General features: G+C 63.7%; 19 protein-coding genes. 9 read left to right on the top strand and 10 right to left on the bottom strand.

The window, feature by feature from the left end; all coding sequences use genetic code 11:
• Nucleotide 1: 1 nt before the first annotated feature.
• The 3 genes from ACVJGD_RS34080 to ACVJGD_RS34070 are packed head-to-tail and all read left to right on the top strand — an operon-like array spanning nt 2 to nt 3,236.
• Nucleotides 2–1,054: an Ldh family oxidoreductase gene (locus tag ACVJGD_RS34080; protein ID WP_456638311.1), complete on the top strand. Its 1,053-nt coding sequence runs from the start codon at nt 2–4 to the stop codon at nt 1,052–1,054.
• Nucleotides 1,055–1,070: 16 nt separating this feature from the next.
• Entirely contained in the window at nt 1,071–2,438 is a 1,368-nt protein-coding gene (locus tag ACVJGD_RS34075) for an LLM class flavin-dependent oxidoreductase (protein WP_456638310.1), read from the top strand.
• A gap of 12 nt (nt 2,439–2,450) precedes the next feature.
• Entirely contained in the window at nt 2,451–3,236 is a 786-nt protein-coding gene (locus tag ACVJGD_RS34070; RefSeq protein ID WP_456638309.1) for a fumarylacetoacetate hydrolase family protein, read from the top strand.
• Nucleotides 3,237–3,330: 94 nt separating this feature from the next.
• On the opposite strand, the gene ACVJGD_RS34065 is transcribed toward ACVJGD_RS34070, so the two are convergent.
• Nucleotides 3,331–3,810, bottom strand: a complete 480-nt coding sequence (locus ACVJGD_RS34065; RefSeq protein WP_456638308.1) for an Lrp/AsnC family transcriptional regulator — start codon at nt 3,808–3,810, stop codon at nt 3,331–3,333.
• A gap of 150 nt (nt 3,811–3,960) precedes the next feature.
• Between ACVJGD_RS34065 and ACVJGD_RS34060 the strand changes: the two genes are divergently transcribed.
• On the top strand, nt 3,961–7,401 hold the full coding sequence (locus tag ACVJGD_RS34060; RefSeq protein WP_456638307.1) for an indolepyruvate ferredoxin oxidoreductase family protein: 3,441 nt from the start codon (nt 3,961–3,963) through the stop codon (nt 7,399–7,401).
• On the opposite strand, the gene ACVJGD_RS34055 is transcribed toward ACVJGD_RS34060, so the two are convergent.
• From ACVJGD_RS34055 to ACVJGD_RS34045, 3 genes are all read right to left on the bottom strand, one after another.
• Nucleotides 7,398–8,582 carry an acyltransferase family protein gene (locus tag ACVJGD_RS34055; protein WP_456638306.1) on the bottom strand — a complete coding sequence of 395 codons (1,185 nt, stop codon included), beginning with the start codon at nt 8,580–8,582 and terminating at the stop codon, nt 7,398–7,400. The genes ACVJGD_RS34060 and ACVJGD_RS34055 overlap by 4 nt on opposite strands.
• A gap of 31 nt (nt 8,583–8,613) precedes the next feature.
• Nucleotides 8,614–9,888 carry a serine hydrolase domain-containing protein gene (locus ACVJGD_RS34050; RefSeq protein WP_456638305.1) on the bottom strand — a complete coding sequence of 425 codons (1,275 nt, stop codon included), beginning with the start codon at nt 9,886–9,888 and terminating at the stop codon, nt 8,614–8,616.
• 196 nt (nt 9,889–10,084) lie between these two features.
• Nucleotides 10,085–10,996, bottom strand: a complete 912-nt coding sequence (locus ACVJGD_RS34045) for a LysR family transcriptional regulator (RefSeq protein WP_456638304.1) — start codon at nt 10,994–10,996, stop codon at nt 10,085–10,087.
• 143 nt (nt 10,997–11,139) lie between these two features.
• Here ACVJGD_RS34045 and ACVJGD_RS34040 point away from each other — a divergent pair, with 143 nt between their 5' ends.
• Together ACVJGD_RS34040 and ACVJGD_RS34035 are read left to right on the top strand one after the other, a co-directional pair.
• Nucleotides 11,140–12,291 (top strand): HlyD family secretion protein, encoded by a 1,152-nt coding sequence (locus ACVJGD_RS34040; RefSeq protein ID WP_456638303.1) that lies wholly within the window; start codon nt 11,140–11,142, stop codon nt 12,289–12,291.
• Nucleotides 12,292–12,476: 185 nt separating this feature from the next.
• Nucleotides 12,477–14,090: an MDR family MFS transporter gene (locus tag ACVJGD_RS34035; RefSeq protein WP_456638302.1), complete on the top strand. Its 1,614-nt coding sequence runs from the start codon at nt 12,477–12,479 to the stop codon at nt 14,088–14,090.
• Nucleotides 14,091–14,296: 206 nt separating this feature from the next.
• On the opposite strand, the gene ACVJGD_RS34030 is transcribed toward ACVJGD_RS34035, so the two are convergent.
• The 5 genes from ACVJGD_RS34030 to ACVJGD_RS34010 form a co-directional block, all read right to left on the bottom strand.
• The gene (locus ACVJGD_RS34030) at nt 14,297–15,154 is read right to left on the bottom strand and encodes a D-amino-acid transaminase (protein ID WP_456638301.1); all 858 of its coding nucleotides are present in this window, start codon (nt 15,152–15,154) and stop codon (nt 14,297–14,299) included.
• Between the two features lie 200 nt (nt 15,155–15,354).
• The gene (locus ACVJGD_RS34025) at nt 15,355–16,086 is read right to left on the bottom strand and encodes an amino acid ABC transporter ATP-binding protein (protein WP_456638300.1); all 732 of its coding nucleotides are present in this window, start codon (nt 16,084–16,086) and stop codon (nt 15,355–15,357) included.
• Nucleotides 16,087–16,096: 10 nt separating this feature from the next.
• Nucleotides 16,097–16,789 carry an amino acid ABC transporter permease gene (locus ACVJGD_RS34020; RefSeq protein WP_456638299.1) on the bottom strand — a complete coding sequence of 231 codons (693 nt, stop codon included), beginning with the start codon at nt 16,787–16,789 and terminating at the stop codon, nt 16,097–16,099.
• Between the two features lies 1 nt (nt 16,790).
• On the bottom strand, nt 16,791–17,522 hold the full coding sequence (locus ACVJGD_RS34015) for an amino acid ABC transporter permease (RefSeq protein WP_456638298.1): 732 nt from the start codon (nt 17,520–17,522) through the stop codon (nt 16,791–16,793).
• Nucleotides 17,523–17,730: 208 nt separating this feature from the next.
• Nucleotides 17,731–18,642: an amino acid ABC transporter substrate-binding protein gene (locus tag ACVJGD_RS34010; RefSeq protein WP_456638297.1), complete on the bottom strand. Its 912-nt coding sequence runs from the start codon at nt 18,640–18,642 to the stop codon at nt 17,731–17,733.
• Nucleotides 18,643–19,062: 420 nt separating this feature from the next.
• Between ACVJGD_RS34010 and ACVJGD_RS34005 the strand changes: the two genes are divergently transcribed.
• From ACVJGD_RS34005 to ACVJGD_RS33995, 3 genes are all read left to right on the top strand, one after another.
• The gene (locus ACVJGD_RS34005; RefSeq protein ID WP_456638296.1) at nt 19,063–20,034 is read left to right on the top strand and encodes a tripartite tricarboxylate transporter substrate binding protein; all 972 of its coding nucleotides are present in this window, start codon (nt 19,063–19,065) and stop codon (nt 20,032–20,034) included.
• Between the two features lie 77 nt (nt 20,035–20,111).
• Complete coding sequence (locus ACVJGD_RS34000) at nt 20,112–20,597, top strand: tripartite tricarboxylate transporter TctB family protein (RefSeq protein ID WP_456638295.1); 486 nt, start codon at nt 20,112–20,114, stop codon at nt 20,595–20,597.
• Between the two features lie 7 nt (nt 20,598–20,604).
• Nucleotides 20,605–22,113, top strand: coding sequence for a tripartite tricarboxylate transporter permease (locus ACVJGD_RS33995; RefSeq protein ID WP_456638294.1), 1,509 nt, complete (start codon nt 20,605–20,607; stop codon nt 22,111–22,113).
• A 9-nt stretch (nt 22,114–22,122) separates the two neighbouring features.
• Here ACVJGD_RS33995 and ACVJGD_RS33990 read toward each other — a convergent pair whose 3' ends face one another.
• Entirely contained in the window at nt 22,123–23,409 is a 1,287-nt protein-coding gene (locus tag ACVJGD_RS33990) for an MFS transporter (RefSeq protein ID WP_456638293.1), read from the bottom strand.
• Nucleotides 23,410–23,471 lie beyond the last annotated feature (62 nt).

The following is a 23,471-nucleotide window of genomic DNA, read 5'->3' as shown; positions in this document are numbered from 1 at the left end:
CATGCCGATCGTCCACGCCGATCGTCTCACCCGCATCGGTGCGGCGCTGCTGCGCGGCGCCGGCGCGTCGGAGGAGGAAGCCGAGGCGGTCGCGGTCGGCTGCGTCAACGCCAATCTCGCCGGACATGATTCGCACGGGATCATCGCGATCCCGACCTATATCGACCGCATCAAGGCCGGCCATATCGTGCCCGGCGCGAAATGGAGCATCGTCCAGGAATCGCCGACCACGACCGTGATCGACGGCCAGTGGGGCTTCGGCTTCCACGTCAATGCCAAGGCGATGGAATTGACCATTGCCAAGGCGAAGACCGCCAATGTCGCCGCCTGCACCGTGTTCCGGCAGAGCCATGTCGGGCGGCTTGCGCACTATCCCATGATGGCGATGCGCGAAGGCATGATCGGCATTGCCACCGCCGATTCCGGCCGTTCGCCAAAACACGTCGCGCCGTTCGGCGGCCGCGAGGCGCGGCTCGGCACCAACCCGATCTCGATCGCGGTGCCGTCCGAGCTCGAGGCGCCGTTCTATCTGGATATGGCGACTTCCGCAGTCGCAGTGGGCAAGATCCAGCTCGCGGTCGCGCGCGGCGAACGGATTCCGACGGGCTGGATCATCGACGCCGAGGGCCGCCACACCACCGACCCGACCGGCTACCGCAAGGGCGGCGCGCTGCTGCCGCTCGGCGGGAGCGAGGGCTACAAGGGCTCTGGCCTGGCGGCCATGGTGGAAGTGCTATGCGGCCTGCTCACCGGGCTTGGATTCGGCGTCGAGCCGACCGGGCGCCACAATGACGGATGCTTCATGGCGGTGTTCAATGTCGCCGCCTTCCGTCCGCTGCAGGATTTCAAGCGCGAGGTTGCCGAGTTCGCGCGCTACCTGAAATCGACGCCGCCCTCGGAAGGAAGTCCGGGCGTGTTCTATCCGGGCGAGGTCGAATATCTGCGCGAGCAGGAGCGGCGGAAGAACGGCATCGAGATCGAGGATGCGACCTGGGACAAGCTCCGCGCGCTCGCCGGCGAGTACGGGCTGACAACACAACTCGATCTGACGTGAGACGGGGGGAAGCGGCATGACACGGCAAATGGCACTGGTCGGCTTCCTGCAGGCGCAGAACTGCACCAATCTGCCGGGTTCCTGGCGCCATCCGGAATCGCGCGACGATTCGATGTCGGCCGACTACTACCAGGAGATCGCGCGGATCCTCGAGGCCGGCAAATTCCACATGGCGTTCTTCGACGATCGTCTGGCGATGCCGGACCGCTATGGCAACGATCACGCTCATACCGTCGAATACGGCATCCGTTGCGTGAAAATGGACCCGATCATCGTGCTGACCACGATGGGCATGGTCACTGAGAAGCTCGGCCTCGCCTCGACCTGTTCGACCACCTACTACGAGCCGTTCGACGTCGCGCGCCGCTTCGCCACCCTCGACCTCATGACCGGCGGCCGTGCCGGCTGGAACGTGGTGACCTCGGTCAATGACGGCGAAGCCCTCAACATGGGCCGCGCGCAGCATCTCGAACACGATCTGCGCTACGACCGCGCCGACGAATTCATGGAGGTCGTGCTCGGCCATTGGGATTCCTGGGAGGACGGCGCGCTTCTTATCGACAAGAAGAGCGGCCGCTTCGCCGATCCGACCAAGGTGAAGCGGCTCGATCACGACGGGAAGTTCTTCAAGTCGCGCGGACCCTTCACAGTGCCGCGCTCGCCGCAGGGCCATCCCGTCATCATCCAGGCCGGTGCGTCCGGCCGCGGCCAGCGCTTTGCCGGACGATGGGGCGAGGTGATCTTCACCGCCGCGCGCAACCTTGCGAGCGCAAGGCAAGGCTATGAGGCGATCCGCAGCGAGGCCGCAAAGGCCGGCCGCGATCCTGACCAGATGTTCCTGTGCAATCTGACGACGCCGGTCTGCGGCGCAACCAAGGCCGAGGCGGAAGACCGGATGGCGCAGATCCAGAAGCTGCCGCTCGAGATCGACGCGCTGTCGTTGCTCGCCGAGGGGCTGAATTTCGATTTCGGCGCCAAGAGCATCGACGAGCCGCTGACCACGGAAGAGCTGCAGGGCATGCAAGGCATGCTCGGCATCCGCGACGGCGTGCTGAGGACCTCCGGCAAGACCAACCCGACCACGCGCGACTTCATCACCTTCTCCGGCCGCGGCTTGGTGCAGGACGCGATCGTCGGCGGGCCGAAGGACATCGCCGACCGGCTGGAGGAGATGTTCGTCGGGCGCGGCTGCGACGGTTTTGTCATTGCGGCGAGCTATGTGCCGGGCTCCTATGCCGACTTCGTCCGCCACGTCGTGCCGGAACTGCAGCGCCGCGGGCTGTTCCATCGCGATTATGCCGGCAAGACGCTGCGCGAGAATCTCGGCCTGCCCCGTCCCGCCGCCGGCGCCTGGAAAACACAGCAGCAGGCTGCCGCTGAATAGGAAAGAGAACAGATGCGCTGGCTCAAATTCACTGCCCAGGGAAAAACCTCCTGGGGCATTATCGAGGGCGACCGTGTGATCACCGTGGACGGCGATCCCTTCGGCGAATGGAATCGCACCGCACAGACGCATGCGCTCCAAGACGTGAAGATCGAGCTGCCGCTGATCCCGCGCACCTTCTATTGCGTCGGACTCAATTATCTGAGGCATCTGAAGGAAGCCGCCGACAAGCGGGGCGAGATTCCGGCCGTGCCTGACCGGCCCGAGATCGGCTACCGCGCGCAGAACGCGCTGATCGCGCATGACGAGGACGTGGTGATCCCGGCAACAGCAACGGAGAAGATCCACTACGAAGGCGAGCTCGCGGTCGTCATCGGCAAGAAGGCAAAACACCTCGATGCGGCGAACGCGATGTCTTGCATATTCGGCTACACCATCGGCAATGACGTCAGTGAGCGCAGCTGGCAGAAGGCCGACCGCGGCCTGTGGCGCTCCAAGAACGCCGACACCTTCAAGCCGATGGGTCCGTGGATCGAAACCGACGTCGATCTCGACAATATGGAGACGGTGGTACGGGTCAACGGCAGGGAGACCAACCGCTTCCGTACCAACGACATGATCTTCGGCATCGTTCCCTTCATCGTCGAATTGACCAAGTATTTCACGCTATGGCCGGGCGACGTGATCTGGATGGGTACCGACGGTGCCTCGCCGGACCTGAAGGCAGGTGACGTCGTCGAGATCGACATCACCGGCATCGGCACGCTTCGCAATCGGTTCGTCAAGGAGCAGCTCTAGATCGCAGATTGTAGGGTGGGCAAAGCGAAGCGTGCCCACCATTCGCACTCCGCTCGCAATGGTGGGCACGCTTCGCTTTGCCCACCCTACTTCTTCATACCGCGCGCGGCCGTCTCGTATCGAACGGCAGCGCGACGCCGGTCTTGATCTCCTTCAAGATCATGTTGGTGCGGACATAGCGGATGCCGGGCACGCGGAACATGAATTCGTCGAGGAACTGATTATAGGCGTGCATGTCGCGCACCACGACGCGCAGGTGATAGTCAGCGTCTCCCGTGGTCGCGAAACATTCCAGGACTTCGCTGCGCCGTTTCACCCGCGCCACGAACTCGTCGACGAATTTCGCATCATGCCGCTCCAGCGAGACATGAAGGATCGCCGAGGTCGCAAAGCCGGCGCGCTCGCGCTCCACCAGCGCCGAATAGCCCGATATCACCCCGGACTCTTCCAACCCACGCACACGCCGCCAGCAGGCGGAGGTCGACATGCCGACCGCCTCAGCAAGCTCCTGGTTGGTCGCGCGTCCGTTCTTCTGCAGCTCGGCGAGGATACGTTCGTCCTGCTCTTCGACCATGGGGACACCTCCGTTTGGTAGACTCTACCAAAAACGACGATTTCCGACAAAATCCTACCGAATCATACCCAGTTAGAGGGATGGATTGGTAACACTTGCCAGGCGGACGGGATTACCGTCGGCCGACTCGAATCCGATGCGAGGCCGGCCATGGACGCCATTCCCTCCCTCGACACTTACCAACTCTCCGACCGCTACGAACGCGACCACGGCCGCGTCTTCCTTACGGGCACGCAGGCCATCGTCCGCATCGTGCTTGACCAGGCCAGACGCGACCGCGCGGCGGGGCTGAACACGGCCGGCTTCATCTCCGGCTACCGCGGTTCGCCGCTCGGCGGTGTCGATCTTGAACTCTGGCGCATCGCCGATCGCTTGAAGTCGGAGCGCATCGAATTCCTGCCCGCGGTCAATGAGGACCTCGCGGCAACCGCGGTGCTCGGCTCGCAGCAGGTCGAGACCCAGCCCGATCGCACGGTGCAGGGCGTGTTCGGCCTCTGGTACGGCAAAGGCCCGGGTGTCGACCGTTCCGGCGATGCGCTGAAACACGGCAACGCCTATGGCTCGTCGCCGCATGGCGGCGTACTGGTGGTCGCCGGCGACGACCATGGCTGCGTCTCCTCCTCGATGCCGCACCAGTCCGACGTCGCCTTCATGAGCTGGTTCATGCCGACGCTGCATCCGGCCAGCGTCGCCGAATATCTCGAATTCGGCGAATACGGCTACGCGCTGAGCCGCTTCTCCGGCATGTGGGTCGGCTTCAAGGCGATCTCGGAGATCGTCGAGTCAGGCGCCTCTGTCGCACTGCGCCCCCCGCGCATCTTCCGCGCGCCCGATTTCACGGCGCCGCCGGGCGGCCTGCACTATCGCTGGCCAGATCTTCCAGGCCCGCAGATCGAGGAGCGACTGGAGGCGAAGAAGCACGCGGTCTACGCCTTTGCAAAAGCCAACCCGATCGATCGCCACATCTACGACATCCCCCACGCGACCTATGGCATTGTCACGACCGGCAAGGCGCATCTCGACCTGATGGAAGCGCTGCGGTTGATGGGCCTCGATGAGGCCGCCTGCCGCCGGCTCGGCATCGACATCTACAAGGTCGGCATGGTCTGGCCGCTCGCGCTGCACGATGCGATGGAGTTCGTGAAGGGCAAGCGCGAGATCCTGGTGGTGGAGGAAAAGCGCGGCATCATCGAAAGCCAGTTCAAGGAATATTTCTACGATTATCCGGGATCGAAGCCGGAGCGGATGGTCGGCAAGCATGACGAGACCGGCGCGCGCCTGATCTCGTGGATCGGCGAATTGTCGCCACGCGCCCTCGCCGACGTGCTGGCGCGGCGGCTCGATCCGATGTTTCCCGGCCTCGATCTTGCCAAACGCGCCGCCGCGCTCGCGCCCGATGCGCAGCGCATGATCACGGTCGCAGGCGCGACCCGCACACCCTATTTTTGCTCCGGCTGCCCGCACAACACCTCGACCAAAGTGCCCGAGGGATCCAAGGCGCTCGCCGGCATCGGCTGCCATTTCATGGCGAGCTGGATGGATCGCGAGACCTCGTCCCTGATCCAGATGGGCGGCGAAGGCGTCAACTGGGCGGCATCGTCGCGATTCACCGGCAACAAGCACATCTTCCAGAATCTCGGCGAAGGCACCTACTATCATTCCGGCTCGATGGCGATCCGCCAGGCCATCGCGGCCGGCGCCAACATCACCTACAAGATCCTGTTCAACGATGCCGTGGCCATGACCGGCGGCCAGCCGGTCGACGGTCCCGTGAGCGTGCATGCCATCGCCCATAGCGTCCGCGCCGAGGGCGTGTCGCGCATCGCGCTGGTGTCGGACGATCCCTCGCAGTTTGCGCCGGCCGATTTCCCGGTCGGCGTCACCATCCATCCGCGCGAGGAGATGGATGCCGTGCAACGCGAGCTGCGCGAAATCTCCGGCGTCTCCGTGCTGATCTATCAGCAGACCTGCGCCACCGAAAAGCGCCGCCGGCGCAAGCGTGGCCAGATCGAGGACCCGCCGCGCTTTGCCTATATCAACGACCTCATCTGCGAAGGCTGTGGCGACTGTTCAGTCGAATCGAACTGCCTCAGCGTCGAGCCGAAGGAGACACCGTTCGGCCGCAAGCGCCGCATCAATCTCTCTACCTGCAACAAGGATTTTTCCTGCCTCAACGGCTTCTGCCCGAGCTTTGTCACGATCGAGGGCGCCAAGCGCCGCGCGAAACCTGCCAGCAGTATCGATCCGCAAGCGCAGGCAGCCATGCTGCCGCTGCCGGCGCTCGCGCCGCTCGACCGTCCCTATGATCTCCTGGTGACCGGCGTCGGCGGCACCGGTGTCATCACCGTCGGCGCGCTCATCAGCATGGCCGTACATCTCGAACGCCGCGGCGTCTCGGTGCTCGATTTCACCGGCTTTGCACAGAAGTTCGGCCCGGTGTTGAGCTATATCCGCATCGCAGCCCATCCGGACGAGCTGCACCAGGTTCGCATCGACCAGGGCGCGGCCAACGCGCTGATCGGCTGCGATGTTGTCGTCAGCTCCTCGGCCAAGGCATCCGGCACCTATCGGCGGGGCATGCGTGCTGCGCTCAACACCGCGGAGATGCCGACCGGCGACGTCGTGCGCTTCCGTGATGCGAACCTCGCCGCACCAGTTCGGCTGCGCGCGATCGAGAACGTGATCGGCTGTGGCAATCTTCGAACAATCAACGCGAATGCGCTGGCCGATCGGCTGCTCGGCGACACCGTCTATGCCAACATCATCATGCTCGGCTTCGCCTGGCAGGACGGACTCGTCCCGGTCTCGCTGAACGCGCTGCTCCGCGCCATCGAGCTCAACGGCGTCGCGATCGAGCACAACAAGCAGGCCTTCGCTTGGGGACGCATCGCCAGCGCCGATCCGAACTTGCTGCCCGGGGCGGAAACGATGAAGACGATCGAAGCGGAAACGCTCGATCAGGTGATTGCGTGCCGCGCTGACTTTCTGACGGCCTACCAGGATGTAGCCTATGCTGCGCGCTACCAGAAAACGATGAAGCGTGTGCGTGATGCCGAGGCCTCGCTCGGAACCGAGGCATTGACGGACGCCGTCGCGCGCGCCTTGTTCAAACTGATGGCCTACAAGGATGAGTATGAGGTGGCGCGGCTTCACATGGAGACCGGGTTCCTCGGCGAACTGCGCGAGCAGTTCGAAGGCGACTTCTCGGTGCGATACCATCTGGCCCCGCCGCTCCTGCCGGCCAAGAAGGACGCACGCGGCCGGCCGCGCAAGCGCAGCTTCGGCCCGTGGATCAGGACGCCGTTGAAGATTCTCGCGCGCCTGACGGCGCTGCGCGGCACGCCGTTCGACGTCTTCGGCTACACCGCCGAGCGCCGCGCGGAACGCGAGCTCATCGCCTGGTATGAGGGACAGATCGATATCCTGCTCGGCAGGCTCGATCCGCGCAGCATGCTCGACCTCCTCACGATCGCCAGCGCGCCGATGGAGATCCGCGGCTACGGCCCGGTGAAGGACGCCGCAATCGCCAAGGTAAAGGCGGAGGTCGCGCGCCTGTCGGCGCAGCTCGCCGAGCGTCGCGGCGAGCGCTAGATCATCCGTGCGACGACTGGAATCCTGCGTAGCGCGACTGTCAGCGCCCAACTTGCCGCGAGCGTGCCGGCAAACACGACGGCTGCTTTCGCGCCGGCGGGCCATGTATGATTGTAGACCAGATATTGCAGGTAGATGATGAAGATGTAGTGCAGGAGATAGATGCCATAGGCGGACGGCCGCATTGCGTCGAGCAGCGATAGTTTGGCCTTTGCGAAACGCAGGAAGATCGCCGGCAGCGCGAACGCCATCGCGGCGCTGAATAACGCGAACGCAACAGCGTAAGCCACTTCCCACCACGAGGGCGGATTATTGAAATCGACCCAGTTGTGGTGGGCGTAGACGAGGAACAGGATCGCGCCATAGAAAGCCAGCGCATAGCCGAGCCACTCCGACCAGCGCTTCGCCACTTCGCCGTCCTCCGCGAAAATGCCGGTGCGCAGGCTGACAACGCCGATGCCGACGCCGGTAAAGAAATAGGTGGCATAGAGCAGGATGCGGCTGGTCTGGATCGGCAGGGGATAGCCGCCTGGCTCGAGCCAGCTCGCGTCGCCGAAAATCAGGCGCATCGGCACGTAGGAGACGAGCGAGACCACCAGGAATGCCGCGAACGCCGTCATCGGGCGGTCGCGCACGGCAAAGATCACCTGACCCAAGCCCTTGAGCAGCCGCGGCCCAAGCGACCACACGACGACGGCAAGAATATTGAGCGCGAACAGTACCCACAGGAACCACGCCGGTCCTGACGGCCACGGTCCGACCGTCAGCGTGCGCCACCAGAAATGGAAGAAGTTGAAATCGGTGGTATCAGGCAGATGATAGCGCAGGAAGGTCGGATAATAGGCGATCGGCATCAGCAGGAAGATCGAGACGAGGTAGGGGATGCCAAGCCGCCAGGCGCGGCTCGCGATGAAATTCGCTCCTCTTCGGCGCGTCAGGCTGTCGTGCACGAACAGGCCCGAGATCAGGAACATGCAAGCCATGAAGAAACTGTCGTTGAACAGGACGACCAGGTCGAAGCCGAGCCAGCGCGCTTTGTCGCCGCTGCCGAAATGGGTGTAGTTCACCACCGAATGGTGGATCAGAACCAGCAGTATGATGAAGGTGCGCGCGCGGTCGAGCGCGACGATGCGGGTCGTCGCGATTGCGCCTTGATCGGTTCCATCGGTCTTGCGCAGCATCGGGGCTGTTCCGGATCAGGCTTCTGTTCGATCACTTTTCGAACGCATCGTAAACGATCTTCTTGACATTGACCTCAACGTGCCACCGTCCGGAGGGCGCGTTGAGGAGCAGCACGAAGAACATGTCCTGCGACGGGTCAACAACGATATACGCCCCCGACGCGCCGTCCCACTTGATCTCGCCGGGCGAGCCCGGCGGCGGCGGCACGGCATGGCCCGCATCGGTGCGTATTCCGAACCCGTAGCCGAAGCCAAAGCCGTCGCCCGGATAGTAGAAATAGTTGCGGGCCACGCCCGATCCCGGCCCAATGTGGTCGGTCGTCATCGCCTTGAAAGTTTTCGGGCCGAGAATGGTCTTGCCATCGAGCGTACCGCCATTGAGCAGCATCTGGCCGTAACGCGCCATGTCGGCAACCGTCGACACCAGGCCGCCGCCACCGGATTCCCAGCGCGTGACGTCGAGCGGATTGCGCTCGATGCGCTCGTCACTGCGCAGCCGCCGCGCGTAGCGGGCGCGCTCCGCCGGATCGGTCAGGAAATATTTGGTCGTGGTCATGCCGAGCGGCTCGAACAGCGCCGTCTTCTCGAACTCATAGAGCGATTGTCCCGACGCCACCTCGATGACGCGGCCGAGCACATCGATCGAATGGCCGTAGTCCCACAGCGTGCGCGGCTGCTCGGCGAGCGGCAGCTTCGCGATCCGCTCGGCGAATTCGGCATTGTCGAAGTCGCCGAGATAGATGCCGTCATAGGCCGCCTTCACCAGCCCCGTGCCATAGAAGCCGTAGGTGATGCCCGAGGTATGCAGCAGCAGGTCCTCGATCGTAATCGGACGGACCAGCGGCACCAGGTCCAGCACCGGACGGCCCGACTCGTCCTTGCGCTCGACGCCGACTTTCATGTTGGCAAAGGAGGGGATGTATTTGCTGACGGGATCATCGAGCGCGATCTTGCCACGGTCGATCAGGATCATTGCCGCTACGCTGGTGACCGTCTTCGTCACCGAGTGCAGCGGAAAGATCGTGTCCGCAGTCATGCTGATGTTCGCTTCGACGTCGCGCTTGCCGAAGCATTTGAAATAGATCGGCTTGCCGTGCCGTTGGATCAGCAGCACCGCGCCCGGAATCTTTCCGGTCGCGCTCTGTTCGGTGAGAAAGTCATCCAGGCGCGAGAGCTTTTCCATCGACAGCGGCGCATTCGGTGGAGGTCCGAACGCGACGGCGGGCAGCGGCGCGATCAAGCAGGCGAGCATCGCGGCAAGCGGCGTCATGATTTGGCACAATGACGCCCGCTTCAGCGCAAACATGCTGCTCCCTCCCTGCCCTGTTCGCATGCAATCTATTGGATTACGCTTCGCTGCGCCATCACCCGGTTGATTTATCGACGGGCGAATAGGAAAAGGGCAACGAATCGTAGGGTGGGCAAAGCGCAGCGTGCCCACCATCCATCCACCACCACCCGTGAATGGTGGGCACGCTTCGCTTTGCCCACCCTACGCGATATCACGAATAGGGGTCGATCAGCTTCTGCTGCTCGGCGCTGTGGGTCACCAGCATGTCGATGAAGGTCCGCACCTTCGCCGACAAATGATGGCGGTGCGGATAGACCGCGTTCATCGAAAGCTCGACCGGCCGGTATTCCGGCAACAGCCGCACCAGCCGTCCGGCTTCGAGATCGCCGTGAACCATGAACCCAGCCGCGAGGCAAATGCCGGCGCCCTGCAGCGCCGCCATACGCAGCGCCTCGCCGCTGTTGGTGGTGAACCGGCCGGACACCTTCACCGATGCCGGCTCGCCGCTGCGATCGATGAACCGCCATTCGTCCTGGTATGGATAATTCATATGGCGGACGCAGTCGCGCTCACTGAGCTCGGCAAGCTCATGCACCGTTCCATGCCGCTCGAGATAGTCGTGCGAACAGCACAGCACATGGCGCCAGGTGGCGAGGCTGCGCACGATCAGGCTCGAATCCGGCGGCGGCGTCATGCGCACGGCGACGTCAAAGCCCTCGTCGATCATGTCGACCGTGCGCTCGCCCATCGAGAGATCGACCCTGACGTCGGGATAGGTCTTCAGGAATTCGGCGACGACGGGCGCGACATACGGCACCGTGTGGGTGTGGGTGTAGACCCGCAACGTGCCGCGCGGCGTCGAATGCAGCGCGCCCGCGATGTCATCGGCCTGCTCGATATCGGCGAGGATCTGGACGCAGCGGTCGTAATAAGCGCGGCCGACCTCGGTGACGCTCACCTTGCGCGTGGTGCGATTGAGCAGCCGCACGCCGAGCCGGTCCTCCAGCGCCTGGATATGGTTGCTCACCATGGTCGTAGACATGTTGAGGCGGCGCCCGGCGGCCGAAAAGCCGCCGCTATCCACCACCCGGACAAAGGCCGTCAGGCTGGTCAACCGGTCCATGATCGAGTTCCCGATTGTTTGCTCTTACTGGATAATCCTTCCAGTTCTTGCCGGATTATCACAGCGCCGGAGACATCGCATCTACCTCTCGGATTTGGCGCCCTCCTGCCCAGGAGGCGCGCCTGAACGCATTTGGGGTAGCCATGTCGACGACATCCTATGTCACTGATACAAAAGAAAAAATCAGCCTGCGCCCATCGCGGCAGGCGATCAAGCGGGCGGCATTGGCGCTGGTTGCCATGCTCGGCGTCGCCGGCATTGCCGATTTCGGCTACGACTACCTCACCACCGGCCGCTACCTGGAATCGACTGATGACGCCTATGTGAAGGCCGATTCCACGATCGTCTCGCCAAAGGTCTCCGGCTATATCGCGCAGGTGCTGGTCGGCGATAACCAGCCGGTCAAGGCCGGGCAATTGCTGGCCGAAATCGATGATCGCGATTTCCGTGCCGCGCTCGCCCAGGCCCATGCCGATGTCGAGGCAGCCGAGGCTGCGGTGCGCAACCTCGATGCCCAGCTCGCCCTGCAGCAACCGATCATCGAGCAGGGCACGGCCGACGTCGCCGCCGCCGAAGCCAATCTGAAATTCGCGCAGGAGGAGCAGGCTCGCTACGAGGGGCTGATGAAGAGCGGCTCCGGCACGGTGCAGCGCGCGCAGCAGACCGACGCAGCGCTCCGCGCCAGCAACGCGCAATTGCAGCACTCCAAGTCCGGCCTGCTCGCCGCCCAGCGCAAGGTCGATGTGCTCACCACCGATCGCGCCAAGGCAGTCGCACAGCTCGACCGCGCCCGCGCAATGGAGCAGCAGGCGTCGCTGAACCTCTCCTATACGCGCATCACCGCGCCGGTCGACGGCACCGTCGGCGCGCGCTCGCTCAGGGTCGGACAATATGTGCAGGCCGGTACGCAGTTGATGGCAGTCGTGCCGCTCGATGCCGTCTATGTCGTCGCCAACTTCAAGGAGACGCAGCTCACGAATGTGCGGGGCGGCCAGCCGGTCGAGGTCGAGATCGACAGCTTCCGCGGCACCAAGCTTCGCGGCCATGTCGACAGCCTGTCGCCCGCGAGCGGACTCGAATTCGCGCTGCTGCCGCCCGACAACGCCACCGGCAATTTCACCAAGATCGTGCAGCGCGTGCCGGTCAAGATCGTGCTCGACGACCCGCGTCTAAAGGGCCTCTTGCGCCCCGGCATGTCGGCCGTGCCGACCGTCGACACCAAAGCCACCGTGCTGGCCGAGCGCGAGGCCAGGAGCCGGCTCGCCTCCGGCACCGCGCGTCCGAACGGAGGCTAGTGGCGAGTTCACCTCTCCCGCTTGCGGGAGAGGTCGGCGCTTAGCGCCGGGTGAGGGCTCTCTCCCCACGGGGAGTCCCTATGCGGAGACACCCTCACCCCAGCCCTCTCCCGCTTGCGGGAGAGGGAGCAGAGCATCGATCGCGGAAGCAATTCGGATTCATCATGCGCTAGCGGACGAGACCAATGACCACGCTACAGCCCACACTCAATGCCGCGTCCTCCGCGGACCTCAGCCCAAAACCCACCGCCGCACCGGCCATCCCCGCAACAACCTGGATCGCGGTGGTCGGCGCCAATCTCGGCGCCTTCATGGCGGTGCTCAACATCCAGATCGTCAACGCATCGCTCGCGGACATCCAGGGCGCGATCGGTGCCGGCATCGATGACGGCGGCTGGATCTCGACCTCCTATCTGGTCGCCGAGATCGTGGTGATTCCCTTGAGCGGCTGGCTTGCGCAGGTGTTCTCGATCCGCCGCTATCTTCTGACCAATGCTGTCCTGTTCCTCGTCTTCTCCGCGGCCTGCGCGCTGGCGCACGACCTGCCGCAGATGATCGCACTGCGCGCGGTGCAGGGTTTCACCGGCGGCGTGCTGATCCCGATGGCGTTCACGCTGATCATCACGCTGCTGCCGAAGGGAAAGCAGCCGATAGGACTGGCGCTGTTCGCGCTGTCGGCGACCTTTGCGCCGGCGATCGGCCCGACCATCGGCGGCTATCTCACCGAGAACTGGGGCTGGCAGTACATCTTCTATGTCAACCTGGTGCCCGGCGCGATCATGGTCGGCATGCTCTATTTCTCGCTGGAAGCAAAGCCGATGAAGCTTTCGCTTTTGCGCGAGGGCGACTGGCCCGGCATCATCACCATGGCGATCGGCCTGTCGGCGCTGCAGACGGTGCTGGAGGAAGGCAACAAGGACGACTGGTTCGGCTCGCCCTTCATCGTCCGCCTCTCCGTCATCGCGGCGGTGGCGCTTGTGGCCTTCATCGTGATCGAATTGACCGCGAACAAGCCGCTACTGAACCTGCGCCTGCTGCTCCGCCGCAATTTCGGCTTCGGCATGCTCGCCAATTTCCTGCTTGGCACCGCGCTCTATGGCTCGGTGTTCATCCTGCCGCAATATCTGTCACGGATCCAGGGCTACAACGCCGAGCAGATCGGCATGGTGCTGGCGTGGACCGGGCTGCCGCAGCTCGTGCTGATCCCGCTGGTGCCACGGCTGATGCAGCGCTTCGACCCGCGCATCATCATCGGCGTCGGCTTCACGCTGTTCGCCGCCTCGAACTTCATGAACATCTACATGAGCAACGACTACGCCACCGACCAGTTGTTCTGGCCGAACATCGTGCGCGCCATCGGCCAGGCGCTGGTGATGGCGCCGCTGTCGGCGGTCGCGACAGCGGGCATCGAAGCCGAGAACGCCGGCTCGGCGTCGGGGCTTTTCAACATGATGCGCAACCTCGGCGGCGCCGTCGGCATCGCGCTATTGCAGACGCTCTTGACCAAACGCGAGCAGTATCACTCCAACGTGCTGATGCAGTCGGTCTCCCTGCTGGAGCAGGCGACCCGCACCCGGATCGAGCAGCTCACGCAATATTTCATGAGCCATGGCGTCGCCGATCATGCCGATGCCGCCCACCGTGCCATCGTCGCGATCGGCAGGATCGTGCAGAAGCAAGCCTACATCCTGGCTTTCAGCGATACCTTCTACGTGATGGGCGTTGCGCTGATCGTCGCCCTGTTCGCCGCGGCGCTGCTGAAGAAGCCGGGTGCACTTGCCGGCGGCGGCGCGCATTGACGTTGGTTCTCGGCTGTCATGCCCCGCGCAGGCGGGCATCCAGTAAGCCGCAGCCTCTCGGCTTAAGCGCGGGCGTCTGCTAGACCCTCATCCTGAGGAGCGGCCGTTTGGCCGCGTCTCGAAGGATGAGGCCCCGCCGGTGGCCTCGCCCTTCGAGACGACCGCTGCGCGGTCTCCTCAGGGTGAGGGGATAGGTTGGAATGCGCCTACACCGCGGTCGCCTTGGCGAACTCCACATAGATCTCGCGCAGGCGGTCCGTCATCGGGCCGGGCTTGCCATTGCCGACCTTCTTGCCGTCGATCGCGACCACCGCCTGCACGAACAGGCTGGCGCTGGTGACGAAGGCTTCCTTGGCGGCCAGCGCCTCCTCGATCGAGAAGGCGCGCTCCTCGACACGGAGTTGGCGCTCCTCGGCGAGCGCGACCACCGCCTTGCGGGTGCAGCCCGGCAAAATCTCGCTGCCGTTCTGCCGGGTCACGATGACGTCGTCCTGGGTCAGAATAAAAGCGGAGGACGAGCCACCTTCAGTCACCTTGCCGTCCTCGATCATCCAGGCTTCGCCGGCGCCGGCTTCAGCCGCCGCCTGCTTGGCCAGCACCTGCGCGAGCAGCGCCACGCTCTTGATGTCGCGTCGCTCCCAGCGGATGTCGGGCACCGTGATGACATTGATCCCGGTCTTCGCCGAAGGCGCGCCGATGATGTCCTTTTCCGACGTGAACATCACCAGCGTCGGCCTCACCCCTTTCGGAAAGGCGAAGTCACGACCGGTGTCAGCGCCGCGCGTCACCTCCAGATAGACCAGGCCGTTGACGACCTTGTTGCGCGCTACCAGTTCCTTCTGGATCTCCTGGATGCGCGCGATGGTTTCCGGCAGCTCCAGCCTGATCTCGCCGACCGAGCGCTCCAGTCGCGCCAGATGCGAGGCGTTGTCGACCAGCTTGCCATCAAGCACGGCGGCCACCTCGTAGATCCCATCGGCGAACAGGAAGCCGCGGTCGAGGACCGAAACCTTGGCCTCCGAAAGGGGCACATAGGAGCCGTTGACGTAAGCGATCTTTTCCAAGCGAAGTCTCCCGGACGTGATGATGCGATCAGGTTTCTATACGCAATTCGTTGATGCCGATAGGCCTTCTATCCCATCAACCCTCGCCGTCATTCCGGGGCGATGCGCAGCATCGAGCCCGGAATCCATCTTTCCGCCAGCGCAAGTGGCCCAATGGATTCCGGGCTCACGCTTCGCGTGCCCCCGGAATGACAGCGGTATTAATGCTGCAAGATCTTCGACAGAAACTTCTGCGCACGGTCGCTGCGCGGCTTGCCAAAGAAATCCGCCTTCAGCGCATCCTCGACGATCTCGCCCTGGTCCATGAAGATCACGCGATGGGCGACCTTGCTGGCAAAGCCCATCTCGTGGGTGACGACCATCATCGTCATGCCCTCGCGCGCCAGGTCGACCATCACGTCAAGCACTTCGCTGATCATTTCCGGATCGAGCGCCGAGGTCGGCTCGTCGAACAGCATCGCGACCGGGTCCATGGCGAGCGCCCGGGCAATAGCGACGCGCTGCTGCTGCCCGCCGGAAAGCTCCGCCGGATATTTCTTCGCGTGCCCCTTCAGCCCGACGCGATCGAGCAGCTTGATGGCCTTTGCCACCGCTTGATCGTGCTTGCGGCCCAGCACCTTCTCCTGCGCCAGGCAGAGATTGTCGATGATCCGCAAATGCGGAAACAGCTCGAAATGCTGGAACACCATGCCGACACGCGCACGCAGTTTCGGCAGGTCGGTCTTGGGGTCGTTGACCTTGATGCCGTCGAGGATGATCTCGCCACCCTGGATCGGCTCCAGCGCGTTGACGCATTTGATCAGCGTCGACTTGCCCGATCCGGAGGGGCCGCAGACCACCACGACTTCGCCCTTGGCGACGCTGGTGGTGCAATCCTTCAGCACCTGGAAAGTCGGCCCATACCATTTGTCGACGTGGCGAAGTTCGATCATGCAACACTCTTCAACGGACAATGGCGATGCGCGCCTGGAGGCGGCGGACGCCGTAGGAGGCAAGGCAGGAGATGGTGAAATAGACCGCTGCCGCGAACAGGTACATCTCGACCAGCCGCCCGTCGCGCTGCGCCACCTTGCTGGCGGCGCCGAGGAAATCCGGGATCGACAGGACGTAGACCAGCGAGGTGTCCTGGAACAGCACGATGGTCTGGGTCAGCAGCACCGGCAGCATGTTGCGGAACGCCTGCGGCAGCACGACGTAGCGCATGCTCTGCGCATAGGTCAGGCCGAGCGCGCTCGCCGCCGCCGGCTGGCCGCGAGGGATCGACTGGATGCCGGCGCGCATGATCTCGGAGAAATACGCCGCCTCGAACATGATGAAGGTGATGAGCGAGGAGGCAAACGCGCCGACGCTGATCGGCCGCGACGCGCCGGTCAGCCACTGCCCGATATAGGGCACCAGGAAATAGAACCAGAAGATCACCAGCACCAGCGGCAGCGAACGCATGAAGTCAACATAAAGCCCGGCGATGCGGCCGAGCAGCTTGAACCCGGACAAGCGCATCAGCGCGATCAGCGTGCCGAACACCAGTCCGCCCAGCGCCGACAGCGCCGTCAGCGTCAGCGTGAACGTCATGCCGTCGACGAAGAGATAGGGTAGCGAACGGCGGATGACGTCGAAATCGAAGCTGCCGAGCATGCTATTTCCCCGCAATATAGCCGGGGATCGCGACCTTGCGCTCCAGGAAGCGCATGCCGGTGACGACGACGATGTTGACCAGGAGATACATGATGGTCGCGGCGGTGAAGGCCTCGAACACCTGGAAGGAGAATTCCTGCATGGCGCGCGCCTGCCCGGTCAATTCGATCAGGCCGATCGTGATCGCAACGGCCGTGTTCTTCACGGTGTTGAGGAATTCCGACGTCAGCGGCGGCAGGATGATGCGATAGGCCATCGGCAGCAGCACGTAGCGATAGGTCTGCGCGGTCGTCAGCCCCAACGCGGTGGCTGCCTGTTTCTGGCCTCGCGGCAATGAGGCGACGCCGGCCGCAAGCTGCACGGCGACACGCGCCGACATGAACAGCCCGACGCCGATCGACGCCGTCCAGAACGGCGCGTTCGGCATCTGCTTCAGCCACAGGCCTGCCGCGCGCGGCAGCAGTTCCGGCAGCACAAAGAACCAGAGGAAGAGCTGAACCAATAGCGGCATGTTGCGGAAGAATTCGACGTAAGCGAAGCCGATCCAGCCTGCGGCCTTCGACGGCAGCGTCCGCAGCACGCCGATCACCGAGCCGAAGACCAGCGCGATGATCCAGGCCATGAGCGCGGTCTTGATCGTCAGCGCCAGCCCCGACACCAGCATGTCCAGGTAGGTGCCGCTGCCCGTCGGGTTCGGCTCGAAGAAGATCTGCCAGTTCCAGTGGTAGTTCACAGGTCCCCCATACGCCACCCGCGGGCCCGCCCATGCAATGGCCGGGCCACCTAGGATGGCCGGGCCTTGCTAGTCTCTCATCCTGACGTTCTCACCCCTCATCCTGAGGAGCGGCGCCTTCGCCGCGTCTCGAAGGATGAGGCCACCGGCCGGGCCTCATGGTTCGAGACGCGCTACGCGCTCCTCACCATGAGGGGCGACAGTGTACCTACTTATACGAATCCGGATCCGGCGAGTCCGACGGCTTTGCGAACTCGTTCTTCAACTCGGCCGCGATCGGCGTATTGAGGTTCAGTCCCTTCGGCGGGATCTTCTGCGTGAACCATTTGTCGTAGATCTTCTGGCCCTCGCCGCCGGTGTAGAGCGCGGCGGTTGCCGCATCGACCACCTTCTTGAAGGCCGGATCGTCCCTGCGCAGCATGATGCCGTAGGGCTCGGGCTTCGAGAACGCATCCTTGGAGATGACGTAGTCGTTGGGCGTCTTCGACCCCGCAACCAGGCTTGCGAGCAGGATGTCGTCCATCACGAAAGCAACCGCGCGGTCGGTCTCGACCATCAGGAACGCTTCCGCATGGTCCTTGGCCGGGATGATGTTGACGTTCAGCCCGCGCGCGGCGTTGGCCTCGGTAAGCTGCTTGATGTTGGTGGTGCCGGCGGTCGAGACCACCGGCTTGCCCTTGAGATCGTCGATCGAGTTGATCTTGCTCGACTTCTTCGAGACGTAGCGGCTCGCGGTGAGGAAATGGGTGTTGGTGAAGGAAATCTGCTTCTGGCGCTCGGCATTGTTGGTGGTCGAGCCGCATTCGAGATCGATAGTGCCGTTGGCGAGCAGCGGGATGCGGGTCGATGACGTCACCGGGTTGAGCTTCACCTCGAGCTTGTCGAGCTTCAGTTCCTTCTTCACGGCATCGACGATCTTGTAGCAGATGTCCATCGCATAGCCGATCGGCTTCTGGTTGTCGTCGAGATAGGAGAAGGGGATCGAGGAGTCGCGGTGGCCGAGCGTGATCGTGCCGGTCTCCTTGATGTTCTTCAACGTCCCCGTCAGCTCCTGGGCGCCGGCCTCAGCCGCGCCGAGCGCGGTGGCGAGCGCGAAGCCGATCGAAAGAAGGCGTTTCATGCGTGGTCTCCTCGTTTGGATAGGTTCGATTGTGTCAGAATGTCTCTTGGCTGGCACCGGCGCAACGTGGCCGCGCGCCCGCTGTCGCCGCAGCCGTCCCGCCCATGTCCCCAGCGTGCAAAGGAAATCATACTCGCCCGCGAGAGAATAGAGCGGGCCTACTTTAGTCTCGATTGTCTCCCCCGCCCGCACAGGTTGCCGCCGCCTGCCGGCATTCGCCCCGCGACCGGCCGCCGCTCCAATTCCGCGGCTCGGTATACCTTGATAGGCGAATTGTCGCACGCCCCGTTTCAACCGGCGGCATCGACAAACCTTTCCTCCAACACGCTTTTCTTCTGTTTCGTTTTCGGGAAAGATCGCCGCATCAAAAGACAAAACAAATCCGGCCCGGCGCCAACGGGACCGCAGAGGGAGTTGAAGATGCCTGGTATCAATCGTTTGCTGTTTGCCGTCGCGGCCATCGGGATGCTGATGGCAACCCACGCCACCGCCCAGGACTATCCGACAAAGCCGATCACGCTGATCGTGCCGTGGCCGGCGGGAGGATCGACCGACATCTCGATGCGCGCCATCGCCGACAGCGCCTCGAAGGTCCTGGGCCAGCCGATCGCGATCGACAACAAGGCCGGCGGCGCCGGCACGGTCGGCCCGGCCACCATGGCGGCCGCCGCGAAGCCGGACGGCTACACCATCGCCCAGATTCCGATCACCGTATTCCGCCTGCCCTTGATGCAGGAAGTGTCATGGGACCCGGCCAAGGATTTCACCTATATCGTCCACCTCACCGGCTACACCTTTGGCGTCACGACCAGCGCCGAAGGGCCGTTCAAGACGTGGCAGGACGTGATCGATTTTGCCAAGAAGAATCCCGGCAAGGTCACCTACGCGACGCCGGGCGCCGGAACCTCGCTGCACATTGGGATGGAGCAGATCGCAGCGCTGGCCGGCATCAAGCTGACGCAGGTGCCGTTCAAGGGCGGTGCGGAGACCAACGCCGCGGTGCTCGGCCAGCACACCATGCTGCAGGCGGATTCCACCGGTTGGCGGCCGCTGGTCGACGCCGGAAAGCTGCGCCTGTTGATGGTGTGGACCGCCGCGCGCTCGCCGAACTATCCCGACGTGCCGACGCTCAAGGAACTCGGCTATCCCATGGTCTATGACTCCCCGTTCGGCATCGCCGGACCGAAGGGCATGGATCCCAAGATCGTGGCCAAGCTGCACGACGCGTTCAAGAAGGCGATCGAGGATCCGGCGGTGATCGCAACGCTCGCCAAGTACGACATGGTCCCGAACTACAAGAGCACCGAGGACTACAAGAAGTTCGTCGTCGAGGTCACCGCGTCAGAGCGCAAGGTGATCGAGTCGCTCGGTCTCGCCAAGAAGACGAACTAGGTCCTGCCGGAGGGCAGCAGCATCGTCATGAGGCGCGCGCCTGCGCGCCTCGAAGGATGCATCTGGAAGAACGGCACATGAGCAACGACGCGAACGTAAAATTCCGCCTCAGCAATTCCGAACTCTGGGGCGGGGTGGTTGGCCTGGCCTTCGGCGGCTTCGTGATCTGGTCGGGCCTGAAGCTTAAGCTCGGCACCATCAACGATCCCGGCTCCGGCTACGTGCTGTTCTACACCGGCATGCTGATCTGCCTGTTCGCCGTCACGATCATTGTCTCTGCCGTCACCGAGGGCGGGCCGACCCTTGCCTCGCGCTGGGAGAACACGCGCTGGACCAAGCCGCTTCTGATCATCGCCTGCCTCACGCTGTTTGCCTTCGCGCTCGACACGTTCGGCTTTCTGCTCTCGGCGATCCCGCTGATGGCGCTGCTGCTGCGCGTGATCGATCCCGTGCGCTGGTCGCTGACCATTCCGCTGTCGATTCTAGCCCCGCTCGGCATGTGGTGGATACTCAAGCACCTGCTTGGCATTCAACTGCCCGCGGGCGTGTTCGAGATCGGCTGAGCGCGTCATGGAAACGCTCCTCAATGTCGCCCATGGGTTCGGCGTCGCGCTTTTGCCGATCAACCTGCTCTATTGCTTCATCGGCGTCTTCATCGGCACTTTGGTCGGCGTGCTGCCCGGCATCGGCCCGATCTCTGCGATGTCGCTGTTGTTGCCGGTGACGCTGTCAGGCACGCCGGAATCCGGCATCATCATGATGGCCGGCATCTACTACGGCTCGATGTACGGCGGCTCCACGACCTCGATCCTGGTCAACATTCCCGGCGAAGCCGCTTCCGTCGTCACCTGCATCGATGGCCACGAGATGGCCAAGCAGGGCCGCGCCGGCCCCGCGCTCGGCATTGCTGCGTTCGGCTCGTTCATCGCCGGCACATTTGCGTTGATCGCACTGATGCTGGTCGCGCCAAGGCTCGCCAGCATCGCGATTGCATTCGGTCCGGCCGAATATTTTTCGCTGATGGTGCTGGGGCTGGTGGTCCTGACCTTCCTGACCCAGGGATCGATGGCCAAGGCTCTGCTGATGGCCTGCATCGGCGTCGTGCTTGGCCTGGTTGGTCTCGACAGTATCACCGCTCAGCCGAGACTGACGTTCGGCCGCCTGGAATTGATCGACGGCATCGGGCTCGTTCCGGTCGTGATGGGCCTGTTTGGCATCGCCGAAGTGCTGCTCAACACCGAGCAGGTGATCAAGCGCGATGTCATCAACACCAGGATCACGCACCTTCTGCCGAACAAGGCGGACTGGAAGGCCAGCGCCGGGCCGGTGTCGCGCGGGACAGTCCTCGGATTCTTCCTCGGCATCCTGCCGGGTGGCGGCGCGGTGATCTCGTCCTTTGCATCCTACGCACTGGAGAAGCGCCTCTCCAAGACGCCGGAGCGGTTTGGCAAGGGCGCCATCGAGGGCGTCGCCGGCCCGGAATCGGCGAATAATGCGGCGGCCGGCGGCGCCTTCATTCCGCTGATGACGCTCGGCATCCCGCCGAACGTGGTGATGGCGCTGTTGCTCGGCGCCTTTGTGATTCACGGCCTGCAGCCGGGCCCGCTCCTGATCACGCAGAACCCCGGACTGTTCTGGGGCATCGTCGCCAGCATGTATATCGGCAATTTGATGCTGCTCGTGCTCAACCTGCCCATGATCGGCATGTGGGTGCAGCTACTAAAGCTGCCTTACAACGTCCTGTTCCCGCTGATCATCCTGTTCACCATCATCGGCGTCTATTGCTCCAGCAACAGTGTCTTCGACGTCTACGTGATGATCGCCTTCGGCGTGATCGGCTATTTCATGCGCAAGCTCGGCTACGAGCCGGCACCGCTGGTGCTCGCCTTCGTGCTCGGGCCGATGCTGGAGAACAATCTGCGCAAATCGCTGATCCTCTCGCAAGGCGACCTGATGACGTTCGTCGAGCGGCCGATCTCGGCGGCATGTCTCGCGTTCGCACTGGTGCTGCTGATCGGGCCATTATTGCCGGCGCTGCGCAGGAAGCGTGAACTGGTCGCACTGGATGAGGGCGCGTGACACACAACGCTACGCCAGCGCCAACCGGCGTGTCGTCACCAGCGCCGCAAGGCTCAGGACGGCAACGGCCGTGAGATAATATCCCGGCGCCAGTTCGCCGATCAGCGCGAACCCGCCGAGCCAGGTCATGATCGCCGGCCCCATCCCGCCGAATGCGGTGACGCCGATGTTGTAGCTGAGGCCAAGACCGGTGGCGCGCGTTGCCGGCGGGAACAGTTCCGACATCAACGCGGCGAGCGGCCCGTAATAGAGCGCCTTCAAGATGCCGAGCCAGAGCACGCCGAGCAGGATGAAGCCCGGCGTCGGGCTTCCCGTCAGCAGCAGGAATGCCGGAAAGATCGAGACCAGGAGCAATACGCCGAACGCGATCATATGCGTGGTGCGCCCGATCCGGTCGGAGACCAAGCCGGCGATCGGCGCCAGCAGCATCACGGCCGTCTGCGCGGCGAGCGAGGCGATGAACCCGACCGATGGCGGCAGATGGAGCGTCTTCACCACATAGGTCGGCATGTAGACGATGAGGTAGTTGACGGCAGTCGAGACCGCGAGCGCGCCGATCGCAAGCAGCACCGGCAGCTTTTGACGCAGCAAGACTTCGCTCACGGGCGAGGTTTGCTCACCGGCCGGTGGCGGCGTCGCATCATCGATATGATTGCGGATGTAGATGCCGACCGGCCCGATCAGCACGCCGAACAGGAACGGCAGCCGCCAGCCCCAGGACTGCAAATCGGCCGGAGTCATCCACAACGTCAGCAGCGCGCCGAAGCCTGCTCCGAGCAACCCGCTCAATCCCTGGCTGGCGAACTGCCAGCTCGCGACGAAACCGCGCCGCTCCGGCATATGCTCGACCAGGAACGCCGTCGAGCTGCCGAACTCGCCGCCGGCCGAAAAGCCCTGCACCAGGCGGGCGAGCAGGACCCCGATCGGCGCGAGGATGCCGATCTTGTCATAGGTCGGCATCAAGGCCAGCGTGAGCGTGCCCGCCGTCATCAGCATGATCGACACCATCAGCGATGCCTTGCGGCCATGGCGGTCGGCATAGGTGCCAAGCATGACGCCCCCGATCGGCCGGATCAGGAACGACAACCCGAAGGTGCCGAAGGTCAGGAGCAGCGATGTCGTCGGATCGTCGTTCGGGAAGAATGCCTTTGAAACGTACACCGCGAAATAGGCGTAGACCGAGATGTCATACCATTCCAGCGCGTTGCCGATCGAGGTCGCGACGATCAGGCGCGTGATGTTCTTCTTTCTCGCTTCAATGCCAGCACGCGAGTCAAGCGACGCAGATACGGTCATCACCACGGCCTTTCTGAGGGAATTGGGTGTTGCTTCGCAACTCGCCATGCCCGGACTTGTCC

The sequence above is a fragment of the Bradyrhizobium sp. USDA 10063 genome (assembly GCF_054063735.1).
The sequence above is the reverse complement of the archived record's forward strand: the minus strand, read 5'-3'. Positions and strand labels throughout refer to the sequence as shown.

Coding starts and splice junctions, on each gene's coding strand:
- ACVJGD_RS34080 (WP_456638311.1), top strand. CDS start 2: ATGCCGATCGTCCACGCCGATCGTCTCACCCGCATCGGTGCGGCGCTG.
- ACVJGD_RS34075 (WP_456638310.1), top strand. CDS start 1,071: ATGACACGGCAAATGGCACTGGTCGGCTTCCTGCAGGCGCAGAACTGC.
- ACVJGD_RS34070 (WP_456638309.1), top strand. CDS start 2,451: ATGCGCTGGCTCAAATTCACTGCCCAGGGAAAAACCTCCTGGGGCATT.
- ACVJGD_RS34065 (WP_456638308.1), bottom strand. CDS start 3,810: ATGGTCGAAGAGCAGGACGAACGTATCCTCGCCGAGCTGCAGAAGAAC.
- ACVJGD_RS34060 (WP_456638307.1), top strand. CDS start 3,961: ATGGACGCCATTCCCTCCCTCGACACTTACCAACTCTCCGACCGCTAC.
- ACVJGD_RS34055 (WP_456638306.1), bottom strand. CDS start 8,582: ATGCTGCGCAAGACCGATGGAACCGATCAAGGCGCAATCGCGACGACC.
- ACVJGD_RS34050 (WP_456638305.1), bottom strand. CDS start 9,888: ATGTTTGCGCTGAAGCGGGCGTCATTGTGCCAAATCATGACGCCGCTT.
- ACVJGD_RS34045 (WP_456638304.1), bottom strand. CDS start 10,996: ATGGACCGGTTGACCAGCCTGACGGCCTTTGTCCGGGTGGTGGATAGC.
- ACVJGD_RS34040 (WP_456638303.1), top strand. CDS start 11,140: ATGTCGACGACATCCTATGTCACTGATACAAAAGAAAAAATCAGCCTG.
- ACVJGD_RS34035 (WP_456638302.1), top strand. CDS start 12,477: ATGACCACGCTACAGCCCACACTCAATGCCGCGTCCTCCGCGGACCTC.
- ACVJGD_RS34025 (WP_456638300.1), bottom strand. CDS start 16,086: ATGATCGAACTTCGCCACGTCGACAAATGGTATGGGCCGACTTTCCAG.
- ACVJGD_RS34020 (WP_456638299.1), bottom strand. CDS start 16,789: ATGCTCGGCAGCTTCGATTTCGACGTCATCCGCCGTTCGCTACCCTAT.
- ACVJGD_RS34010 (WP_456638297.1), bottom strand. CDS start 18,642: ATGAAACGCCTTCTTTCGATCGGCTTCGCGCTCGCCACCGCGCTCGGC.
- ACVJGD_RS34005 (WP_456638296.1), top strand. CDS start 19,063: ATGCCTGGTATCAATCGTTTGCTGTTTGCCGTCGCGGCCATCGGGATG.
- ACVJGD_RS34000 (WP_456638295.1), top strand. CDS start 20,112: ATGAGCAACGACGCGAACGTAAAATTCCGCCTCAGCAATTCCGAACTC.
- ACVJGD_RS33995 (WP_456638294.1), top strand. CDS start 20,605: ATGGAAACGCTCCTCAATGTCGCCCATGGGTTCGGCGTCGCGCTTTTG.
- ACVJGD_RS33990 (WP_456638293.1), bottom strand. CDS start 23,409: ATGACCGTATCTGCGTCGCTTGACTCGCGTGCTGGCATTGAAGCGAGA.